The 17146-nt window shown below is 67.4% G+C and carries 13 protein-coding genes and 1 tRNA gene; 3 read left to right on the top strand and 11 right to left on the bottom strand.

Annotated features, from left to right (window positions below; genetic code table 11):
- Window positions 1-108 precede the first annotated feature (108 nt).
- The 9 genes from KOE53_RS08045 to mtrA form a co-directional block, all read right to left on the bottom strand.
- A tRNA-Thr gene (locus tag KOE53_RS08045) sits at window positions 109-180 on the bottom strand.
- A 40-nt stretch (window positions 181-220) separates the two neighbouring features.
- Complete coding sequence (locus tag KOE53_RS08040; RefSeq protein WP_188058086.1) at window positions 221-1174, bottom strand: DsbA family protein; 954 nt, start codon at window positions 1172-1174, stop codon at window positions 221-223.
- Between the two features lie 42 nt (window positions 1175-1216).
- Complete coding sequence (secA, locus tag KOE53_RS08035; RefSeq protein WP_188058085.1) at window positions 1217-3976, bottom strand: preprotein translocase subunit SecA; 2760 nt, start codon at window positions 3974-3976, stop codon at window positions 1217-1219.
- A gap of 227 nt (window positions 3977-4203) precedes the next feature.
- Window positions 4204-6429 (bottom strand): M1 family metallopeptidase, encoded by a 2226-nt coding sequence (locus KOE53_RS08030; protein WP_251364225.1) that lies wholly within the window; start codon window positions 6427-6429, stop codon window positions 4204-4206.
- A gap of 418 nt (window positions 6430-6847) precedes the next feature.
- Entirely contained in the window at window positions 6848-7477 is a 630-nt protein-coding gene (gene hpf, locus KOE53_RS08025) for a ribosome hibernation-promoting factor, HPF/YfiA family (RefSeq protein WP_188058083.1), read from the bottom strand.
- A gap of 100 nt (window positions 7478-7577) precedes the next feature.
- Complete coding sequence (locus tag KOE53_RS08020; RefSeq protein ID WP_188058082.1) at window positions 7578-8357, bottom strand: ComF family protein; 780 nt, start codon at window positions 8355-8357, stop codon at window positions 7578-7580.
- Between the two features lie 95 nt (window positions 8358-8452).
- Entirely contained in the window at window positions 8453-10162 is a 1710-nt protein-coding gene (locus KOE53_RS08015) for an LpqB family beta-propeller domain-containing protein (protein ID WP_188058081.1), read from the bottom strand.
- On the bottom strand, window positions 10159-11856 hold the full coding sequence (mtrB, locus tag KOE53_RS08010; RefSeq protein WP_188045656.1) for an MtrAB system histidine kinase MtrB: 1698 nt from the start codon (window positions 11854-11856) through the stop codon (window positions 10159-10161). Before mtrB ends, KOE53_RS08015 begins: the two co-directional genes overlap by 4 nt.
- A gap of 11 nt (window positions 11857-11867) precedes the next feature.
- Complete coding sequence (gene mtrA / locus KOE53_RS08005; protein WP_188045655.1) at window positions 11868-12551, bottom strand: MtrAB system response regulator MtrA; 684 nt, start codon at window positions 12549-12551, stop codon at window positions 11868-11870.
- Between the two features lie 84 nt (window positions 12552-12635).
- On the opposite strand from mtrA, the gene aqpZ reads away from it, so the two are divergent.
- Window positions 12636-13382 carry an aquaporin Z gene (gene aqpZ, locus KOE53_RS08000; protein WP_188058080.1) on the top strand — a complete coding sequence of 249 codons (747 nt, stop codon included), beginning with the start codon at window positions 12636-12638 and terminating at the stop codon, window positions 13380-13382.
- A gap of 321 nt (window positions 13383-13703) precedes the next feature.
- On the opposite strand, the gene KOE53_RS07995 is transcribed toward aqpZ, so the two are convergent.
- Complete coding sequence (locus KOE53_RS07995; protein WP_188058079.1) at window positions 13704-14177, bottom strand: hypothetical protein; 474 nt, start codon at window positions 14175-14177, stop codon at window positions 13704-13706.
- 71 nt (window positions 14178-14248) lie between these two features.
- Here KOE53_RS07995 and KOE53_RS07990 point away from each other — a divergent pair, with 71 nt between their 5' ends.
- Entirely contained in the window at window positions 14249-14503 is a 255-nt protein-coding gene (locus tag KOE53_RS07990; protein ID WP_188045652.1) for a DUF3499 family protein, read from the top strand.
- 40 nt (window positions 14504-14543) lie between these two features.
- Here KOE53_RS07990 and KOE53_RS07985 read toward each other — a convergent pair whose 3' ends face one another.
- The gene (locus KOE53_RS07985) at window positions 14544-16364 is read right to left on the bottom strand and encodes an APC family permease (protein WP_188058241.1); all 1821 of its coding nucleotides are present in this window, start codon (window positions 16362-16364) and stop codon (window positions 14544-14546) included.
- A gap of 323 nt (window positions 16365-16687) precedes the next feature.
- Here KOE53_RS07985 and KOE53_RS07980 point away from each other — a divergent pair, with 323 nt between their 5' ends.
- Window positions 16688-17104 (top strand): VOC family protein, encoded by a 417-nt coding sequence (locus KOE53_RS07980; RefSeq protein ID WP_188058078.1) that lies wholly within the window; start codon window positions 16688-16690, stop codon window positions 17102-17104.
- Window positions 17105-17146 lie beyond the last annotated feature (42 nt).

Raw genomic sequence — 17146 nt, 5'->3', positions numbered from 1 at the left:
TTCCTCCGAGAAGTGCGCGCCAGCGGACGCAACCCGGCCTACACACACAAAACCGCCGGGCCCCATACGGGACCCGGCGGTTGTGGACATTTTGCAACATCACATTCGAGCCGGCTGCGGGATTTGAACCCGCGACCTTCGCTTTACAAGAGCACTGCGCTACCACTGCGCCAAGCCGGCCTGTGCCCGCCCGAGAGACCCGGGCGGGCGGTGTGGAGCGTTACTCCGACTTCTTCGTATCTGCCGCAGCACCGTTTCCGGTTACCTCAGCGTACTTCTTCAGGAGGAATTCTTCCAAAGACGTGTCGAGCGGCGCAACCTCACCGTTCACCAGCACGGTCGGGGTGCTCGTGATGCGCTGGGGCTTGTCGGGATCCTGCAGTGACCCGTCCTGCGAACCTGTCGGGAGCGCGACGCCCTCGGCGAGGTTCGGCACGGGACCGTTCAGCATGCGCTGGGTCTGCTTGTCGATGTTGGCCCCGAAACGGTTTTCTTTGACGCACGAGACAAGCGCCGGATCCAGCTTGGCGCCAGCCTTCTCGGCCTGCTTCAGCAGCTCGTCACTCGTGAGCCCCTGGGTCTGCTCCGCGGGCTGCACGTCCTTACTCATCAGGCGCTGGTTGAACTTCCAGGCGGCCTCGGGCTGCTGCTCAACGACGCACGCGAACGCATTCGCGGCACGCGTCGAGTACTTCGTTCCCGCGGACTGCGGGTCGAGGATGTTCAGCGGGTACAGCTCGACCGTCGCCTGGCCGTTGCCGGCCCAGTTCTCGAGCACCGATCCGTTGAGCTGCTCGAACTGGCCGCAGAACGGGCACATGTAGTCCTGGTAGACCACGATGTCGAGCGGGGCCTTCTCGCGGTCGACCTTGGTCGGCACGATGTCGGCGCCATCCTTGAGCGCGGGGGTCTCTTGCACGACGAGATCGGCACCGAAGACGGCACCGCCGCTGGCCATGTTCTTCGGCCCGGGGCCGATTGGGCGCATCGAGGTCGTGATGACGATCGCGACGATGGCGATGACCGCCAGGATCGCGAGCGCTACGCCACCCTGCAGGAGGCGCCGATTGCGCTTCTCCTTCTGCTGCTGCTTGGCCCGCGCCGCTTTCGCGTCGGCACGTGCCTGCTCACGGCGCTGGCTCTTCGTGGGGCGGGAATTCGCCTCATTGGACATTGATGTCTCCCGTGCTTCGTATGGTCAAGGGGCCCTGAGGGGCTACTTCTTCTTGCGGCGATCCGCGCGGTTCGTCGGAGCAGCGTCGTCGGTCGGTACCTGCTGGCCAAAGGCGCCGCGCTGGGCAGCCTGCTGCTTCGCCGTGGCGGCCTGGTTGACCCGGCCGCTCGCGCCGCGCACCTCAGCATCGCCGTCCTCGCTGGGAGCGGTGTAGCTGAGCTTCGACTGATCGATCCCCTGCTCGGTCTCTTCGATGCCGCCACCCTGGAGGTGGACGTGGCCGTCCGGGCTTTCCGCCGCGGGCCGCACCTGCACCTCGAGGTGGTAGAGCAGGCCCATGGCCTCCTCCTTGATCTGGCCCATCATGCTGTTGAACAGCGTGAAGCCCTCGCGCTGGTACTCCACGATCGGGTCGCGCTGCGCCATTGCGCGCAGGCCGATGCCCTCGCGCAGGTACTCCATCTCGTAGAGGTGGTCGCGCCAGCGGCGGTCAATCGTCGAGAGCACGACGCGTCGCTCGAGCTCGCGCATCGCCTCCGCGCCGAGGGCCGCCTCGCGGCCCGCGTACACGTGCTCGGCGTCCGACAAGATCTCCTTGCGCATGAAGTCGCGGTTGACACTGCCGCGGCTTCCGGCCTCGGCAATGACCTCGTCGATCGTCAGGCTGATCGGGTACAGCTGCTTGAAGTCAGCCCACAGCGCGTCGAAGTCCCAGTCGTCGCCGTTGCCGGTCGAGGTGTGAGTATCGAGAATCGCGTCGATGACATCGGTGCGGAACGCGTTGACGCGATCCTCGATGGCTTCGCCGTTCAGGATCTGGGCGCGGTCGCCGTAGATCGCCTTGCGCTGGCGGTCGAGCACGTCGTCATACTTGAGGACGTTCTTTCGAATCTCAGCGTTGCGCGCTTCGACCTGGCTCTGGGCGCTCTGGATGGCGCGGCTGACGACCTTGGACTCAATCGCCATGTCATCGGGCACACCGCTGCGGTTCATCAGGGCCGCTGCGGCACCCGAGTTGAACAGTCGCATGAGGTCGTCGGTCAGCGACAGGTAGAAGCGGCTCTCGCCCGGGTCACCCTGACGACCTGAACGACCGCGCAGCTGGTTGTCGATGCGGCGCGACTCGTGGCGCTCGGTGCCGAGCACGTAGAGCCCGCCGGCCTCGACGACCTTATCGGCCTCGGTCTGCACGGTCTCCTTGACCGCGGCGAACACGTCGTCCCACGCGTCCTCGTACTCGTCCGGCGTCTCGGTGGTCGAGAGCCCGCGGGCCGCCATCTCAGAGACCGCGAGGAACTCAGCGTTGCCGCCGAGCATGATGTCAGTACCGCGGCCGGCCATGTTGGTGGCGACGGTAACCGAGCCGAGCCGACCCGCCTGCGCGATGATGGCGGCCTCGCGCGCGTGGTTCTTGGCGTTCAAGACCTCGTGGCGGACGCCGGCCTTCGCGAGCAGCCGCGAGAGGTATTCGCTCTTCTCGACGCTAGTCGTGCCGACGAGCACGGGCTGCCCCGCCTCGTGACGCTCGGCGATGTCCTTGACGACCTCAGCGAACTTGACCTCTTCGTTCTTGTACACGAGGTCCGGCTGGTCGACGCGACGCATCGGCTTGTTCGTCGGGATCGAGACGACGCCCAGCTTGTAGGTGCCCATGAACTCGGCAGCCTCGGTCTCGGCGGTACCCGTCATGCCCGAGATCTTCTCGTACAGGCGGAAGTAGTTCTGCAACGTGACGGTGGCGAGCATCTGGTTCTCGGCCTTGACCTGCACGCCTTCCTTGGCCTCGATGGCCTGGTGCATGCCCTCGTTGTAGCGGCGCCCGGCCAGGATGCGGCCGGTGTGCTCGTCAACGATCAGCACCTCGCCGTTGAGCACGACGTAGTCCTTGTCGCGCGCGAAGAGCGCCTTTGCCTTGATGGCGTTGTTCAGGAACGAGATCAGCGGGGTGTTCACCGACTCGTAGAGGTTGTGGATGCCGAGGTAGTCCTCGACCTTTTCAATGCCGGGCTCGAGCACACCGATCGTGCGCTTCTTCTCATCGACCTCGTAGTCGGTGCCCGGGACGAGCTTGCGCACCAGCTGCGCGAAGTCCGCGAACCAGCGGTTGGCCTCGCCCGATGACGGTCCCGAGATGATCAGCGGCGTGCGCGCCTCATCGATCAGGATCGAGTCAACCTCGTCGATGATGACGAAGAAGTGATCGCGCTGCACACGCTCGATCGCCGACGCCGCCATGTTGTCGCGCAGGTAGTCAAAGCCGAACTCGTTGTTCGTCCCGTACGTGATGTCGGCCTCGTATTGCTTGCGGCGCTCGGTCGGATCCTGCCCGGCAATGATGCAACCGGTCGTCATGCCAAGCGCGCGGAAGACGCGGCCCATGAGCTCGCTCTGGTAGCTCGCGAGGAAGTCGTTGACCGTGACGACGTGAACGCCTTTGCCGGCCAGTGCGTTGAGGTATGCGGGGAGCGTGGCGACGAGGGTCTTGCCCTCACCGGTCTTCATCTCCGAGATGTTGCCGTGGTGCAGGTTGATGCCACCCATGATCTGCACGTCGAAGTGACGCAGGCCGAGTGTACGCTTCGAGGCCTCGCGCACCGCGGCGAAGGCCTCGGGCAGCAGGTCGTCCAGGCTCTCGCCCGCGGCGATGCGCTCACGGAACGACGCCGTTTCGCCGCGCAGCTCGTCGTCACTCAGCTCAGTGAAGGAGTCCTCAAGCTTGGCCACCAGCTGGGCCTGGCGTTCCAGCTTCTTCAGGTTGCGACCTTCGCCGAAGCGGAGGACTTTCTCGAGGACAGTAGCCACGTTGATTATCTCCTGTGCCGTGCGGGCGGCCCCACCGCGTAAGGCGGTGCGCCGGTCGTTGCCGAATTGTGACAACGCCTCAGCCTAGCAATACCGGCGGGCGGCACCACTGAGAGTCAGCGGATTCACCCGCGGCGTTCGTTGGCCGCGAAATTTGAGGGGGTGGGGTGTGCGGGGGAACGCACGATGCCCCGGGCACTGGGCCCGGGGCATCGTGTCTTCGTTATCTACTCAGCGACCGTGCGCCGACGCGCGAGCAGCAGGGCCCCCCCGCCGAGCAGTAGGAGTGCCGCTGCACCTCCGGCGACCCACAGCCCGGCGTCGTCCGAACCGGTTGACGACAGGCCCGATCCATTGCCCGTGCCCGTTGCCGGCGGCTTGGTGTCGACCGGGGCCGCGACCAGCTCAATATCGGCCCAACCAATCAAGAGTCCGATCGAGTCGAACACCGCCACGCGGTGCTTGCCCAGGGGAGCATTCGCGGGAATCTTGAACTTCGCCGCGGCCTCGGCCACCGCGCTCGCCCCGAGATCAAGGGGGTCCGAGAACAGCACACCCGTGACCGTGGTGCCGTTGTAGACATCGTTCGCGAAATCAACCGTGATCATGTCGCCGGGGACCGCCGTCGCCGGAACCACAAGGTCACCGCGGTTGCTGTCGGTGAGGTCGTCGTCGGTGATCACCGGGACCGCCGCGGTGGTGTGCGCAGTCGTGCAGGTGGTGCACGTCGATCCGAGCGAGCCGGAAGCGGTCGCGTCGAGCGCCGCACCGTAGGCGCGATCGCTGAGTTTCACGCTGAAGTTCGCCGTGGCGGCGTTCGTGCCGGTCGTCGTGGGGACCGCCCAGTTCAGGGTGGTGCCCGTCAGCGTCAGACTCGGATCGAGCGCCGCGGTGTCCAGCGTCGCGTCGTCGAGCACCCCGGCGAGGTCCACCTGCGCCGTGCCGGCAAGGTCAACCTGCCCGGCGTTCGTCGCGGTCAGCGAGTACGTGATCTCGTCACCCGGAGCGACCACTCCGTCGGCAGGATCGCTGCCGAGGCCGAGTGTCCAGAGCGACGGCCAGGCTGGCTTGTCTGTGTCGTAGATCCAGTCTTGGAAGAAGGCCGTCAGGTCCTTGCCCGACATCTCGCTTGCCAGGGAGATGAAGTTCTCCGTCACCATGCTCTTGCCGTTGTTGTTCTGCGTCCACGCCTGCAGGATCGCGAAGAACGTGTCGTCGCCGACGACCTGGCGGAGGGCCTCGAAGGTCATTCCGCCACGGGTGTACACCTGCCAGCCAAAGAGCTGCCTCTGGTCGGTCATCGCCGCGGAGGCCACCGTCCAGTTCGCGCTGCCGGGGGCCGTGCTGCGCCAGGTGTTGTGGTAGGTCGTCTTCGTCGCGGTTCCGCCGTGACCCTCGTTGTAGAGGTTCGAGGCGTAGCTCGCCTGGCCCTCGCTGATCCAGATGCTGTTCCAGTCTGCGGGGGTGACCGCGGTGCCGAACCACTGGTGCGCCATCTCGTGCACGAGGGTGCTCTTGCCCGGGGTGCTCGGGAAGTAGGAACGGTCCTGCGTTTCCAGGGCGTAGCCCACGTTCGAGATGTCCACCACGAAGCCCGTGCTGTTGCCGGGGTAGGGCCCGTACTTGCTCTCGAGGAACTGCGTGATCTCTTGAATCTCCTTGCGGCGCAGTTCGGTCGTCGCCTTGGCGCTGGTCGACAGCTCCGAGTCGACGAACGTCCACTCGGGGATCACCTTTCCGCTGAGCAAGGTGATGCTGCCCTCGGTGATGTCGTAGTTGCCAATGCCGAGCATGGCCGACATGGTGGCCATCTGGTTCTGCTGGCTCCAGTTCCACGTGGTTTCCAGGCCATCCTCCGACACCGCTTTGCCGACCATCTCGCCGTTGCTCACGGCGCCAGCGGGCTTGCCGCCGATGGTGGTCGGGACGGTCAGCGCAATATCGAAAGTCGCCTTGTCTGCGGGGGTGTTGTTGCTCGGCAGCCAAGCCATCGCGCCGACCGGCTGACCGAGCACGATTGCGCCGTCGGGGGTGTGGTACCAGCCCTCTTCTGATCCGTCGTTGTCGTTGTGCGTCACGGGAACACCCGAGTAGTTCACCACCACGGTGAAGTCGCCAACCACCGGGGTGGCGGGAACGATATGCAGCTTGTACGACTCGATCGTGCTGTCGCTCGATCGGGTGAAGGTTGCCGGGGCCCCATTGACCGTGATCGCGTCAACATTCATGCCTTCGAAGTCGAGCGAGAAACTGCCGAGCTCGACCGGCGCGTTCGCGGTGATCGTGTTCTGAGCAACGACCGATCTCGCGGCCCGGTCCGTCTTCGCATCGAATGTGTAGTTAATGTCCACGTCGTAGTGCTTGACGTCGTACCCGGTGTTCCCGATTCCGGCGAAGAGCGAGTCACCGATACTCGGTGCGCCATCAATGGGGGCCGCGTAGGCCGCGCTCATCCCCATCAGCGGCAACGTGCACGCGATCAGCGAGGCCGTCGCGATCGAGAGTCCCCTCTTGCCTCGCTGTCGCCGTGGGCTTCGATCCGGTGTGTATTCCCCGGCTATCTCCTGCTTCTGCCAAAACGCCATACTATTTGCTCCCCAAATACTCGTCACCGCTTCATTGCTTAGGTCGCCCAGAATCAGCTTTGATCTCGGATGTACGCGGCCCGCCGGGCTCCCGGCATTCCGACGAACCTAGCAATTTACTGAGGACGTTCCTAGGCCTTGCCCGGGCAGATTCGTCTCGTACTTTCTGGAGCGCTCCAGAAGAATCATGGTGGCGGCGAGCGCCTCCGCCAGACAAGGAAATGCCCCGGGCACTGGGCCCGGGGCATTTCCTTTACAGCTTCGCAGCGAACGCCGCAGCTCGGTTCTACTCGGCTTCGGCGAGGCTAATCACGCCGTAGTCCCAGCCCTTGCGGCGGTACACGACGCTCGGCTTGCCCGAGGTGTGCTCGACGAACAGGAAGAAGTCGTGTCCGACGAGTTCCATCTGGTCGACAGCTTCCCCGACGCTCAGCTTCGCAGCGGGGAATTCCTTGCTGCGGATGACGACGGGACTGTACGGAGCCTCTTCGGACGGCTGCACCGGCACGTTCCCGGTGGCCACCGCCTCGATAACCTCGAGCGGCGCCGGGGTGATGTCGACCTGCGCAAAGTCATGCTCTGCGGCCTCGCCGAGTGAGAGACGCCCACGGCCGCGGCGATCGCTGCGGCGTTCCTTCGCGCGACGGATGCGCTCGAGCACTCGGCCGTACGCAATGTCGAAGGCGGTGTACTTGTCACTGCCCTCGGATTCGGCTCGAATCACTGGCCCGGGGCCAATGATCGTCACCTCAACCCGGTCGCCGTTTTTCGGGCTTCGATCGCTGAGGCGAGAGACTCGAACCTCGAACGCTTGGGCTTTGGGAAGCAGCCCCGCGACCTTGTCGGTCTTTGCGCTCACATAACTTTCGAAGCGATCCGTGATCCCGACATTACGTCCTCGGATGTTCACGTCCATGGTGACCTCCTCATTCCGAAGGCGGGTTGCCCAAGAGGTGTGGGCGAACTTTCAGCGCCTTTCCCGCACCCTACTCGCTTGGACTGGGTGGGGGCTAGAACTACTTTCCCGGGGCGTGTCGCAGCGCCTGCGAGAGCGTCACGACGGCCACAATTTTGGCACCGTCGCGCGTCAGTACCGCGGCCGCTGCGGCCAGGGTTTCGCCCGTCGTTCGAACGTCGTCGAGCAGGACCACCTCCCGAGTTCGCACCCGCGACACCATCCGGGAACTCACGGCGATCTTTGCGGCGTTCCTGCGCCTCGCGCCTGCCCGCAGCCCCACCTGGCTCGTGCGTCCGGGCAGCGTGCGGAGCGCACGCCGCAGGACCGGCGTGCGCGCACCGGTGGCGCCGAGCGCCCGTATCGCCTCGCGCCCCAGCATCTCGACGTGCCGATACCCGCGATCACGCACGCGTTCGGGCCGGGACGGGATGGGCACGACGAGTGGCGGGTCTGGCCCGTGTGCGAGCGCCAGCGCGCGCTCGAGCGGCACCGCAAGCACCCTCCCCAGGATCGGCGCGAGGGACGTCCGCCCCGCATGCTTGAACGGTACGAGGAGGTCGCGCAGGAGCCCCTCGTGGGCGCCAGCACCGAAGACCGGCGGGCCAGCCGCGGCCGGTTCCGCAGCGGCGGGCGCCCCGATCGGCGGCGACGCGGCGTCAGCCGGCACCGCCACCTGCGGCGCTGCCGCATGCGCCTGTCGCAGCAGCCCCGCGAGACACGCGTCGCAGCACGCCCGATCAGGTCGTGCGCAGCCCGCGCACTCGACCGGCCAGACGAGCGCGGCGAGGTCGGCGGCGAGTTCGCGCAGCGCCCGCGGCAGCCGGAATGTCCAGGTCATACCCTCAGGCTGCCCGCACGCGCGAGCCGGTCGGCCTTCGGGCGCCGATCTGTGCACAACTTCGTCGTCTGCCCCTCTGTGAGGGAAAAGCTCCCCTACCCGCGCTTTGCGAGCAGTTCCACCCCGTTCGCCTGACGCTGCCAGCCACTGCCCTGCAACCCGAAGAGCGCGCCCTCCGCGTCCAGCACTCGCAGCTGCGAGCGCGACCCGGTCCCGGCGATGCTGACGCCCTCCGCGACCGATCCGGCCTCCATCGGAAAGAGCCCCGGGCCGCCGATCGTGACTCGCGCGACGCTGCCCACCTCGGTCAGCGTGACGAAGCGCGTCTCGTCCATCCAATCGAGATCGATCGGCGCGCCGGGCAGGAACATGCTCACGACTGCCGTCTCGGTGACGGCGATCGGGCGCCCCTCGCGGTCGCGCATAATCCCTCCGACGACCACCCCGCTGCTGTCTCCGTCGGCGACGAGGGCCGCGATTCGACTGCCATCGGGCGACACCCGCAACGCGCGCAGCGACAAGCCGTCGAGCCAGGGCACGGCGATCGAGACGGGGTCGCGTCCGATCCGGGTCGCCGTCACCGTGGTGGGGGTCGCCGACGAGCCGACCCAGACGTACTCGTAGCGGTCAACCGAAGGCGCGAGCACTCCGGGGCGGTCGTCCACCGGCACCGGCCCACCCGCCCCGAACACCGTCACACGGCCGTTTTCCAGCACGGCAGCGAGCACTGGCTCGTCCAGCGAGAGCGTGACGGCGCTCGGGTCGAGGGCCGCGATGGCATCTCCGATCCCCGGAAGCGGTTCAAACCCGGCAGTCGACAGGAACCCGAACCCGTCCTCGCCCATGATCACTGCCGAGAACTTCGACTTCGGCGCGCCGCTCACTGGCTGCGCCGCCACCGGCCCCTCGGCGAACCCGGGGGTCTGATTCACCGAAATCGCGAACCCGGTGACGCCGCGCACTGATCGCAGGCTCGCCGCGAGTTGCGCGCTCATGAGTTCGCGGTCGGCCGCGTCAGCATTCTCGACCTCTCCCGACAGATCGATCTTGGCAGTCCCTTCGACAATCGGCACCGCCTCGGCAGCGAGCACGGTGCCCGTCGGGAACCCGCTGCGCACGGCGCCTAAGAGCGGGTCAGCGGGGCCCGCAATGAGCTCCGCAACGATGTTGGTACTGGCGGTGGCCCGGCTGAGGAACCAGCGGGTATCGGGGACCAGCACCCCGGCGACATCCGCGAAATAGAGCTGATGCGGGGCCCACACCTCGGTGAAGATCGCTTGGTCAAGGATGATGCCGTTCGGCGCGGAGGAGATGCGCCACTCCCCATCCACCTGCACCACCTCGAAACGAACATCGGTCGTCGGCCCCTCGGGCGTCGGGGTGAGCGTGCCGTGCTCATCGAGCAGTGCGGTCGCCGAGAGCGACAGGATGGCGACGCCCTCCACCGGTTCTCGGAAGGGCCGAGACCCCTCGTAGATAAACACCCCGGCGCTCGGGTCCCACTGCTCGGCGTAGTCCGGCGAGAGAAACTGGCGCGCGATCGCGTAATTATCCGTGCTCGACGAGGCGGCGTCAACAAAGCCGCCCACGATGTCCTTCGCTGACGCTCCCTCGACGGGCCGGTTCGGGTTGAACAGCACCTGCTGATCGCTCTGTTCGAGGTCGGTCAGTCCGGCCGCGACTGGACCGCTCGAGGGTACTCCCTGGCAGCCCGCCAGCAGGATCCCTGCGGCAAGTAGGCCTGCGACGGCCCGGATCCTGCGCGAGACCCTGCGCCTGCCGGGGTGAGCGTGCATCGCAGTCATGATCGCCGCCGTTTCCCGAGATTGCGCATGGGGCGGCGCAACCAGCCGCCCGTGGACTGGGTGTCGCCCGCCGCCGTGAGGTGTTCGTCGGCGATGAGGGGTAGGGGCGACAGGAACGATGCCACGCCCTCGCTGCGGGGCAGCGTGAGCCGGAAGTTCGTGCCGACGCCGGCCTCGGACCACACCTCGAGCTGCCCGCCGTGCACCGCTGCGTCCTCGAGCGCGATCGCGAGGCCGAGGCCCGTGCCGCCGAGGGTGCGCTTGCGCGACGGGTCGGCCCGCCAGAACCGGTCGAAGACGTGCTCGGTGGCGTCGGCACTCATCCCGACGCCCCAGTCGCGCACGGTGAGCGCCACCGCGGACTGGTTCGAGTCGATCGTGACGACGACGGGGTTGCCCTCGCCGTGCTCGATCGCGTTGCCCACCAGGTTCGTGACGATGCGGCGGATGCGGCGCGGATCGACCTCGATGGGGGCGTACCCGCCCAGCGCGCGCACCTCGATGAGACTCGGTGAGAGGGGCTGCAGCCCCTCGCACACCTCCTCCGTCAGGCGCACCAGATTGGTCTGCTCGGTCTCGAGCGTGACCCGCCCGGCGTCGTAGCGCGAAATCTCGAGGAGGTCGGTGAGCAACCGCTCGAAGCGGTCTACTTGCGTGCGCAGCAGCTCGACGGAGCGCGCCTGCGCCGGGTCCATGTCGGAGGCCTTCGCGCTGAGCACCTCGCTGGCCAGCCGGATCGTCGTGAGCGGGGTGCGCAGCTCGTGCGACACGTCCGACACGAAGCGCTGCTGCATCTCCGACAGCTCGTCGAGCTCGGCGATGCGCTGCTGCAGGGTGTCGGCCATGTGATTGAAGCTGTCCGAGAGCAGGTCGAACTGCTCGTCGTTCTGCCGCGGCATGCGTACCTGGGTCTCGCCCGCGGCGAGGCGCCGGCTCGTATCGGCGGCCGCCCGGATGGGCCGGAAGACGATGCGCGTCATGGTCCAGACGAGCACGCCGATCAGCAGCATGAGGATGACGGCGGTGATCATGAGCGTGCGCTGGATGAACTCGAGCGTGCTCTGGGTCTCGGCGAGGCTGTACCCGATGTAGAGGTCGTACGTGCCCGCAGCCCCCGGGAAGGTGAGGGTCGAGCCCACGATGATGCCGGGGCCCGGCTCCCCGGAGGGGGTGTCGAGCTCGACCGGCTGCCAGTACTGCGGCGCATCGCCGCTGTGTAGCGCCGTCGCCAGGTCGGGAGTGATGAGGTCGCCGAGCGCGATCTCGGTGCTGAAGTCCTGCGGCACCTCGGCGGTCGCGGTCTGGCCCGGCTGGCGTCTCACCGCGAACATCTGGCTCGACGTCGTGTCGCTCACCGCGCGACGCATTGAGGTCATCAGCGCCGACAGCGTGCTGTGCTCACTCGCGTCCGACGCGTCGAGCAGCTGCTGGGCCGAGACGGTTGCGCGCGCCGAGTCCTGCAGCACCTGGTCGCGACGGGCCGAGTAGAGGTCGTCGCCGATGCTCGTCAAGATGAAGGTGCCGGCGATCGCGATCATGACGCCGGTCACGAGGCCGGTGACCGCCATCGTGCGCAGCTTGAGCGACCGCCGCCAGCGCTCGCGAAACGGCCCGACCACCGGATTGGTCAGTTTGACGACGCGCAGCCACGCACGACGCAGCCAGAGCGCGAGCCTTGAGCGGCCGCGACTCACCGGCTTGCCGTTCAGTCAGTCACCGCGCCGGCGCGGTAGCCGACGCCGCGCACGGTGGTGACGATGGTGGGGTAGTCCGGGTCGAGCTCAACCTTGGCGCGCAGGCGCTGCACGTGGACGTTCACGAGACGGGTGTCGGCCTTGTACTGATAGCCCCACACCTTTTCGAGCAGCACCTCGCGGCTGAACACCTGCTGCGGCTTACGGGCGAGAATGACGAGCAGGTCGAACTCGAGCGGCGTGAGCGAGATCGGCTGCGCGCCGCGGCGCACCTCGTGCGCGGCGACGTCAATCGTCAGGTCGCCCACGCGAATGGTCTCGGGGAGATCCTGCTGGGGCTCGCGCAGGCGGGCCTTGATGCGGGCGGTCAGCTCCACCGGGTTGAACGGCTTGACGACGTAGTCATCAGCGCCCGCCTCAAGCCCGCGCACCACATCGGTGGTGTCGGTGCGGGCTGTGAGCATGATGATGGGCACCCCGGACTCGGCGCGAATGCGCTCGCAGACCTGGATCCCGTCGAGGCCCGGAAGCATGACATCGAGCAGCACCAGGTCCGGGCGCCCCTCACGGAAGACCTCGATGGCCTCCGCACCGTCCCCCGAGAAGAAAGGCGTGAAGCCCTCGGCTTCAAGGACGATACCGATCATCTCGGCCAGGGCCTTGTCATCGTCGACGACCAGAATCCGTGCACTCATGCCTCCATTATGGTCACAGTCCGCCTTCCTCCCACTACCCTGAGAAACAGCACATAATACGTTCGACTTTTCGGAGGGGTTTCAATGTCGACATCCGTAGCAGTTCCCAGCACCGGAGCCCGCCTCGCGGCCGAGGCTGTAGGCACGTTCGTCCTCGTCTTTGCCGGCATCGGTGCCGCGCTCACGGCGGCCGGTTTCGCCGGTGAGCCCGGCAATCCCGTCAACATCGGGTTCCTCGGTGTCGCCCTCGCGGTCGGCGTCTCAGTCCTCACCGGCATCTACGCGTTTGGGTCCGTATCGGGCGCGCACTTCAACCCTGCCGTAACCTTCGGCCTCGCCGCCGCCGGCCGCTTCGCGTGGAAGGACGTCCTCAGCTACGTCGTCGCGCAGGTCATCGGCGGCACGATCGCCGCCGCCCTGCTCTTCGTCATCCTCGGCGACAGCCCGCAGGCCGGCAACCTCGGCAACTTCGCTTCGAACGGCTGGGGCGAGGCGTCGCCGGGCGGCTACGGCCTGCTCGCCGTGGCCCTCACCGAGCTGATCGCGACGGCCATCTTCGTCACGATCATCCTGGGCGCGACCTCGGACCGCGCCCCCGCGGGCTTCGCCGGCCTCGCGATCGGCCTCGGCCTGATGCTCGTGCTGCTCGTGTCGATCCCCGTCTCGAACGGCTCGATCAACCCGGCTCGCTCGATCGCGACCGCGGTCTTCGGCGGCGGCGAGGCCCTCACGCAGGTGTGGGCGTTCATCGTGTTCCCGATCCTGGGCGGCCTCATCGCCGGCTTCGCCTTCGGCCCGCTGTTCAACGGCACCAAGAAGGTTGCTGCCTAAGCTGCCTCACCTACTCGCGGGCGCGGACCTTTCGGGGTGCGCGCCCGCGAGTGCGTTCGGGGCCCAATAGGCCCGGCAGGATCCTGCCGCCGTGGCCGCCGCCGCCGTGGTAGTCATGGTCGCCATAGTCGCTGCGACCGCCGCGGCCGCCGCGGTCGCAGTTCCCGAAGCAATCCCACTTCACGGAGCCGAAACACCCCGTCTGCGGCTCCGTTACGTAGGATCCCTCCGTTACGTGAGGCGAGGCGAGATGAGGTGCGGTGCGGCGAGTGATGAGGCGCGGCGCGGCGCGGCACCACCGAAGTCAACGCGCGAGCGCGCTTAGAAGTGGTCGAACCGCCCCGGCAGCAATTCCCACGGGTCGCGGTCGAGGAACTCGGCGATTGCCCGGTACACGCAGTGCTCCACGAACATGCGGCGGTGTTCGTCGTCGTCGACGTGGAGCCCGCGGGCACGCTGGATCGGCAGCCGATAGAGCAGGATCGTCCGAGCGTCGCGGTCGACGGTCCAGAAGAGGGGCTCGTCACCGTCGCCAAGCTCGCGCGGCACCGACACAAAGCTCACGCTGACGCCCTGCAGGTCGGCGGGGAACGCCGCGAAGAGGAGGTCGAGGGCGCCACGCGCCTGCCGCTCGAACCGGGTGATGCGGGCGTCGGGGTTCGCGAGCCCCGGGCCGGTGATCGAGGATCGCGGCTCGCGGCGTCCGTGCCGACGGGAGGCGCGCCCGGCCGACCCGCCAGCGCCGCCGCTCACGGGCCCTGCATCGTGCCCACGCGTGCGGCCTCGTCCAAACATGTCGCCAGTCTACCGGCGCCCACACGGCGCGGGAACGGGCCGTGAACGGGCGGTTCGAATAGCCTGGATATATGCCTGCGCTTCCCGCTCCCGCCGTCGATCGCCGCTGCGCGAAACCCGCCTGCCAGCGGATCGCCGCCGCGACCTTGACGATGGATTACGCCTCGCGCATCGTCGCGCTCGGCCCGCTGAGTCCGGAGCGCACGCCCGACGGCCAGGATCTCTGCGCGGTGCACCACGACCGCCTCACTCCGCCCGGCGGCTGGGAGCTCATCCGGCACGACGGCCGGCGCGCGGCGCACGCGGCCGAAACACTGTCCGCCTAGTTCGGCGCCCCGCAACGCGGCACCCAGCAGGATCCTGCCCCTACCCGACGTGCACCCAGGGCCGACGCTCGATGTCGGGCTCGGCCTCGCGCAGCACTTCGCGCGTGAGCGTCGCGATCTGGCCCTCACCGAAGAGGAAGAGCTTGGCGAAGTTCCCGACCGGCCGACCCTCGGCCCAGCGGAAATAGACGTGGGGCATGCGTCCCGTCTCGTCTCGAATCGCGAGCAGGATCGCGGCGATCGTGTTGGGCACATTGCCGCTCGTGACCTCGAGCACCCGGTGACCGTGCTCGAGGATGCCGTGTACGTCAAGCGCCTCCTCGAAGTCTGAGCTGTCACCCGGCTGCACCTCGATGAAGAGCACATCTCCGACGGGGGTGCCCGCCGCAGGAAGATGGTTGGCGAGGCGTGCGTGCCGCAGCTTCGCCTGGTAACGCCCGCGCGTGCGGTCCGCGGGCTCGTGCGCGATGAGGCGGAGCGGGCGGTCGGCGGATCCGTCGAGGTACTCGCGTGCGGTGGCGTCGAACTTCACCTCGGTTGCGCGCACCTCGAACGACCGCTGGATCCGGCTGATGAAGCTGATGATGAGAATGCCGAGAATGAAGAGACCCGCGATCTTGATGCCCTCGGGCCGCTCGATAATGTTGGCGATCGTCGTGAACACGAACACGACGGTGATCACGCCAAAACCGATCGCACCACGGCGCTGCTTCCGTTGCTTCGCGACGAGGGTCACCGCGAGTGAGGCGGAAGTGATGAGCACGAGCACACCGGTGGCGTAGGCGCCGCCCTGCGCGTTCACGTCGGCCTGGAACACGATCGTGATGAGGAACGCGATCGCCATGAACACGAGCGCGAGCGGCCGGATGGCGCGAGCCCAAGAGGGCGCCATGCCGAGTCTCGGCAGGAAGCGGGGCACGAGGTTCAGCAGGCCAGCCATCGCCGAGGCGCCCGCGAACCACAGGATCGCGATGGTCGCGATGTCGTAGACCGTGCCGAACCCTTCGCCGAGGAACTCGTGCGCGAGATAGGCGAGCGCGCGGCCGTTTGCCTCGCCGCCCGGCTCGAAGGCTGCCGCGGGGATCAGGATCACAGTAGCCAGCGACGAGGTCACGAGGAAGGTGCTCATGATGAGCGCCGAGGTGGTGAGCAGTCGCTGTGCGCCACGAATGCGCCCCGCGGGGTTGTCGACGGTGTCGTTCGCCCCGCCACGAATCTGCGGCATGACGGCGACGCCGGTTTCGAAGCCGGAGAGGCCCAGGGCGAGCTTGGGGAACACCAATAGCGCAAGCGCAATCACGAGCAGGGGGTCGCCGTGCTGGGTGGTGAGGGCGACCCACCAGTTGTCCACCACGAGCGGGGTGGTGAAGACGTGGGCGAGTGCGACGCCGACGACGACGATGTTGAGCGCGAGGAACACCCCGACGATGGCGGTCGCGATGCCGATCGCCTCGCGAAAGCCGCGCAGGAAGACGGCACCCAACAAGGCGAGGAAGGCGAGGGTGATCACCACTTCCTGGCCCTTGAGCGCGACGGGCGCAAACGGGTTCTCCACCAGGTGGGCGGTCGCGTCCGCGGCCGACAGGGTCATGGTGATCATGAAGTCGGTCGCGGCAAATCCCAGCAGCGCGAGCATGACCAGCTTGCCGCCCCACCTGGGCAGCAGCGCAGCGAGCATCGCGATCGAGCCGGATCCGCGCGGACTTTCTGCAGCCACCCGCCGGTACACGGGGAGCGCGCCGGCCAGCGTCACGATGACGAGCACGACCGTCGCGATCGGGGCGAGCACTCCGGCGGCGAGCGCGGCGATCGCCGGCTGGTAGCCCAACGTGGAGAAGTAGTCGACGCCGGTGAGGCACATCACCTGCCACCAGCTCCGCGTGTGCGCTTCCTCCGGTCGGCCGTGCGGGCCGACGTGCGCTCCTGGCGCCGCCGCAGTGTCGGCGAGCAGCCAGGATTTCAGGGAGCGACGCCGCGGCGATATCTCGCCAGCCGGTTCCCCATCGTCAGCGCTGTAGCCCTGTGCCGTGGATCTTGTGATCACGATCGCGACTCTACTCCCGAGAACCCCCACTCGGGTCGCCCACCCAGTGACGGCTGTCAGTGGCGGACCGTATGCTTGCCGCACCGGTCCCCGCAGTCCGCCCGGAACGTGTCAACGAAGTCACTGAAAGGAACACCCTCATGTCCGCACAGCTGGCCACCTATCTCTCTTTCCGCGGCAACGCACGCGAGGCGCTCGAGTTCTATCAGTCGGTACTCGGCGGCGAGCTGAACATCATGCGCTACGACTCCATCCCCGGCATGATGGGCGAGGGTGACGAAGGCGACAAAGTGATGCACGGGCAACTCGACACTGCGGACGGCTTCACGCTCATGGCGGCAGACATGCCGGCGAGCATGGCCGACTCCCCCGACTCGGCCGCCGGCGGCTCGTCGGTCTGCGTTTTTGGTCCTGACCTCGAGCACCTCACCCAGATCTGGAACGCCCTCGCCGAGGGCGCGGAGATCCGCGAGCCCTTCGCGACGGCGCCCTGGGGCGACACCTTCGGCGATTTGCGCGACCGCTTCGGCATCACCTGGATGGTGAGCGCGGGCTAGGTGGGCCTCGCCGGGGCGATGCCCCGCGGGCGCGCGGGGAGA

Source organism: Leucobacter sp. CX87 (assembly GCF_018682295.1).
Classification (GTDB): domain Bacteria; phylum Actinomycetota; class Actinomycetes; order Actinomycetales; family Microbacteriaceae; genus Cx-87.
This window is presented reverse-complemented; position numbering and strand designations above follow the sequence as displayed.

Excerpts from the sequence above, each read along its gene's own strand:
- KOE53_RS08040 (WP_188058086.1), bottom strand. The coding sequence starts at position 1,174 with ATGTCCAATGAGGCGAATTCCCGCCCCACGAAGAGCCAGCGCCGTGAG.
- KOE53_RS08030 (WP_251364225.1), bottom strand. The coding sequence starts at position 6,429 with ATGAGCGCGGCCTACGCGGCCCCCATTGATGGCGCACCGAGTATCGGT.
- hpf (WP_188058083.1), bottom strand. The coding sequence starts at position 7,477 with ATGGACGTGAACATCCGAGGACGTAATGTCGGGATCACGGATCGCTTC.
- KOE53_RS08020 (WP_188058082.1), bottom strand. The coding sequence starts at position 8,357 with ATGACCTGGACATTCCGGCTGCCGCGGGCGCTGCGCGAACTCGCCGCC.
- KOE53_RS08015 (WP_188058081.1), bottom strand. The coding sequence starts at position 10,162 with ATGACTGCGATGCACGCTCACCCCGGCAGGCGCAGGGTCTCGCGCAGG.
- mtrA (WP_188045655.1), bottom strand. The coding sequence starts at position 12,551 with ATGAGTGCACGGATTCTGGTCGTCGACGATGACAAGGCCCTGGCCGAG.
- aqpZ (WP_188058080.1), top strand. The coding sequence starts at position 12,636 with ATGTCGACATCCGTAGCAGTTCCCAGCACCGGAGCCCGCCTCGCGGCC.
- KOE53_RS07995 (WP_188058079.1), bottom strand. The coding sequence starts at position 14,177 with ATGTTTGGACGAGGCCGCACGCGTGGGCACGATGCAGGGCCCGTGAGC.
- KOE53_RS07990 (WP_188045652.1), top strand. The coding sequence starts at position 14,249 with ATGCCTGCGCTTCCCGCTCCCGCCGTCGATCGCCGCTGCGCGAAACCC.
- KOE53_RS07985 (WP_188058241.1), bottom strand. The coding sequence starts at position 16,364 with ATGTGCCTCACCGGCGTCGACTACTTCTCCACGTTGGGCTACCAGCCG.
- KOE53_RS07980 (WP_188058078.1), top strand. The coding sequence starts at position 16,688 with ATGTCCGCACAGCTGGCCACCTATCTCTCTTTCCGCGGCAACGCACGC.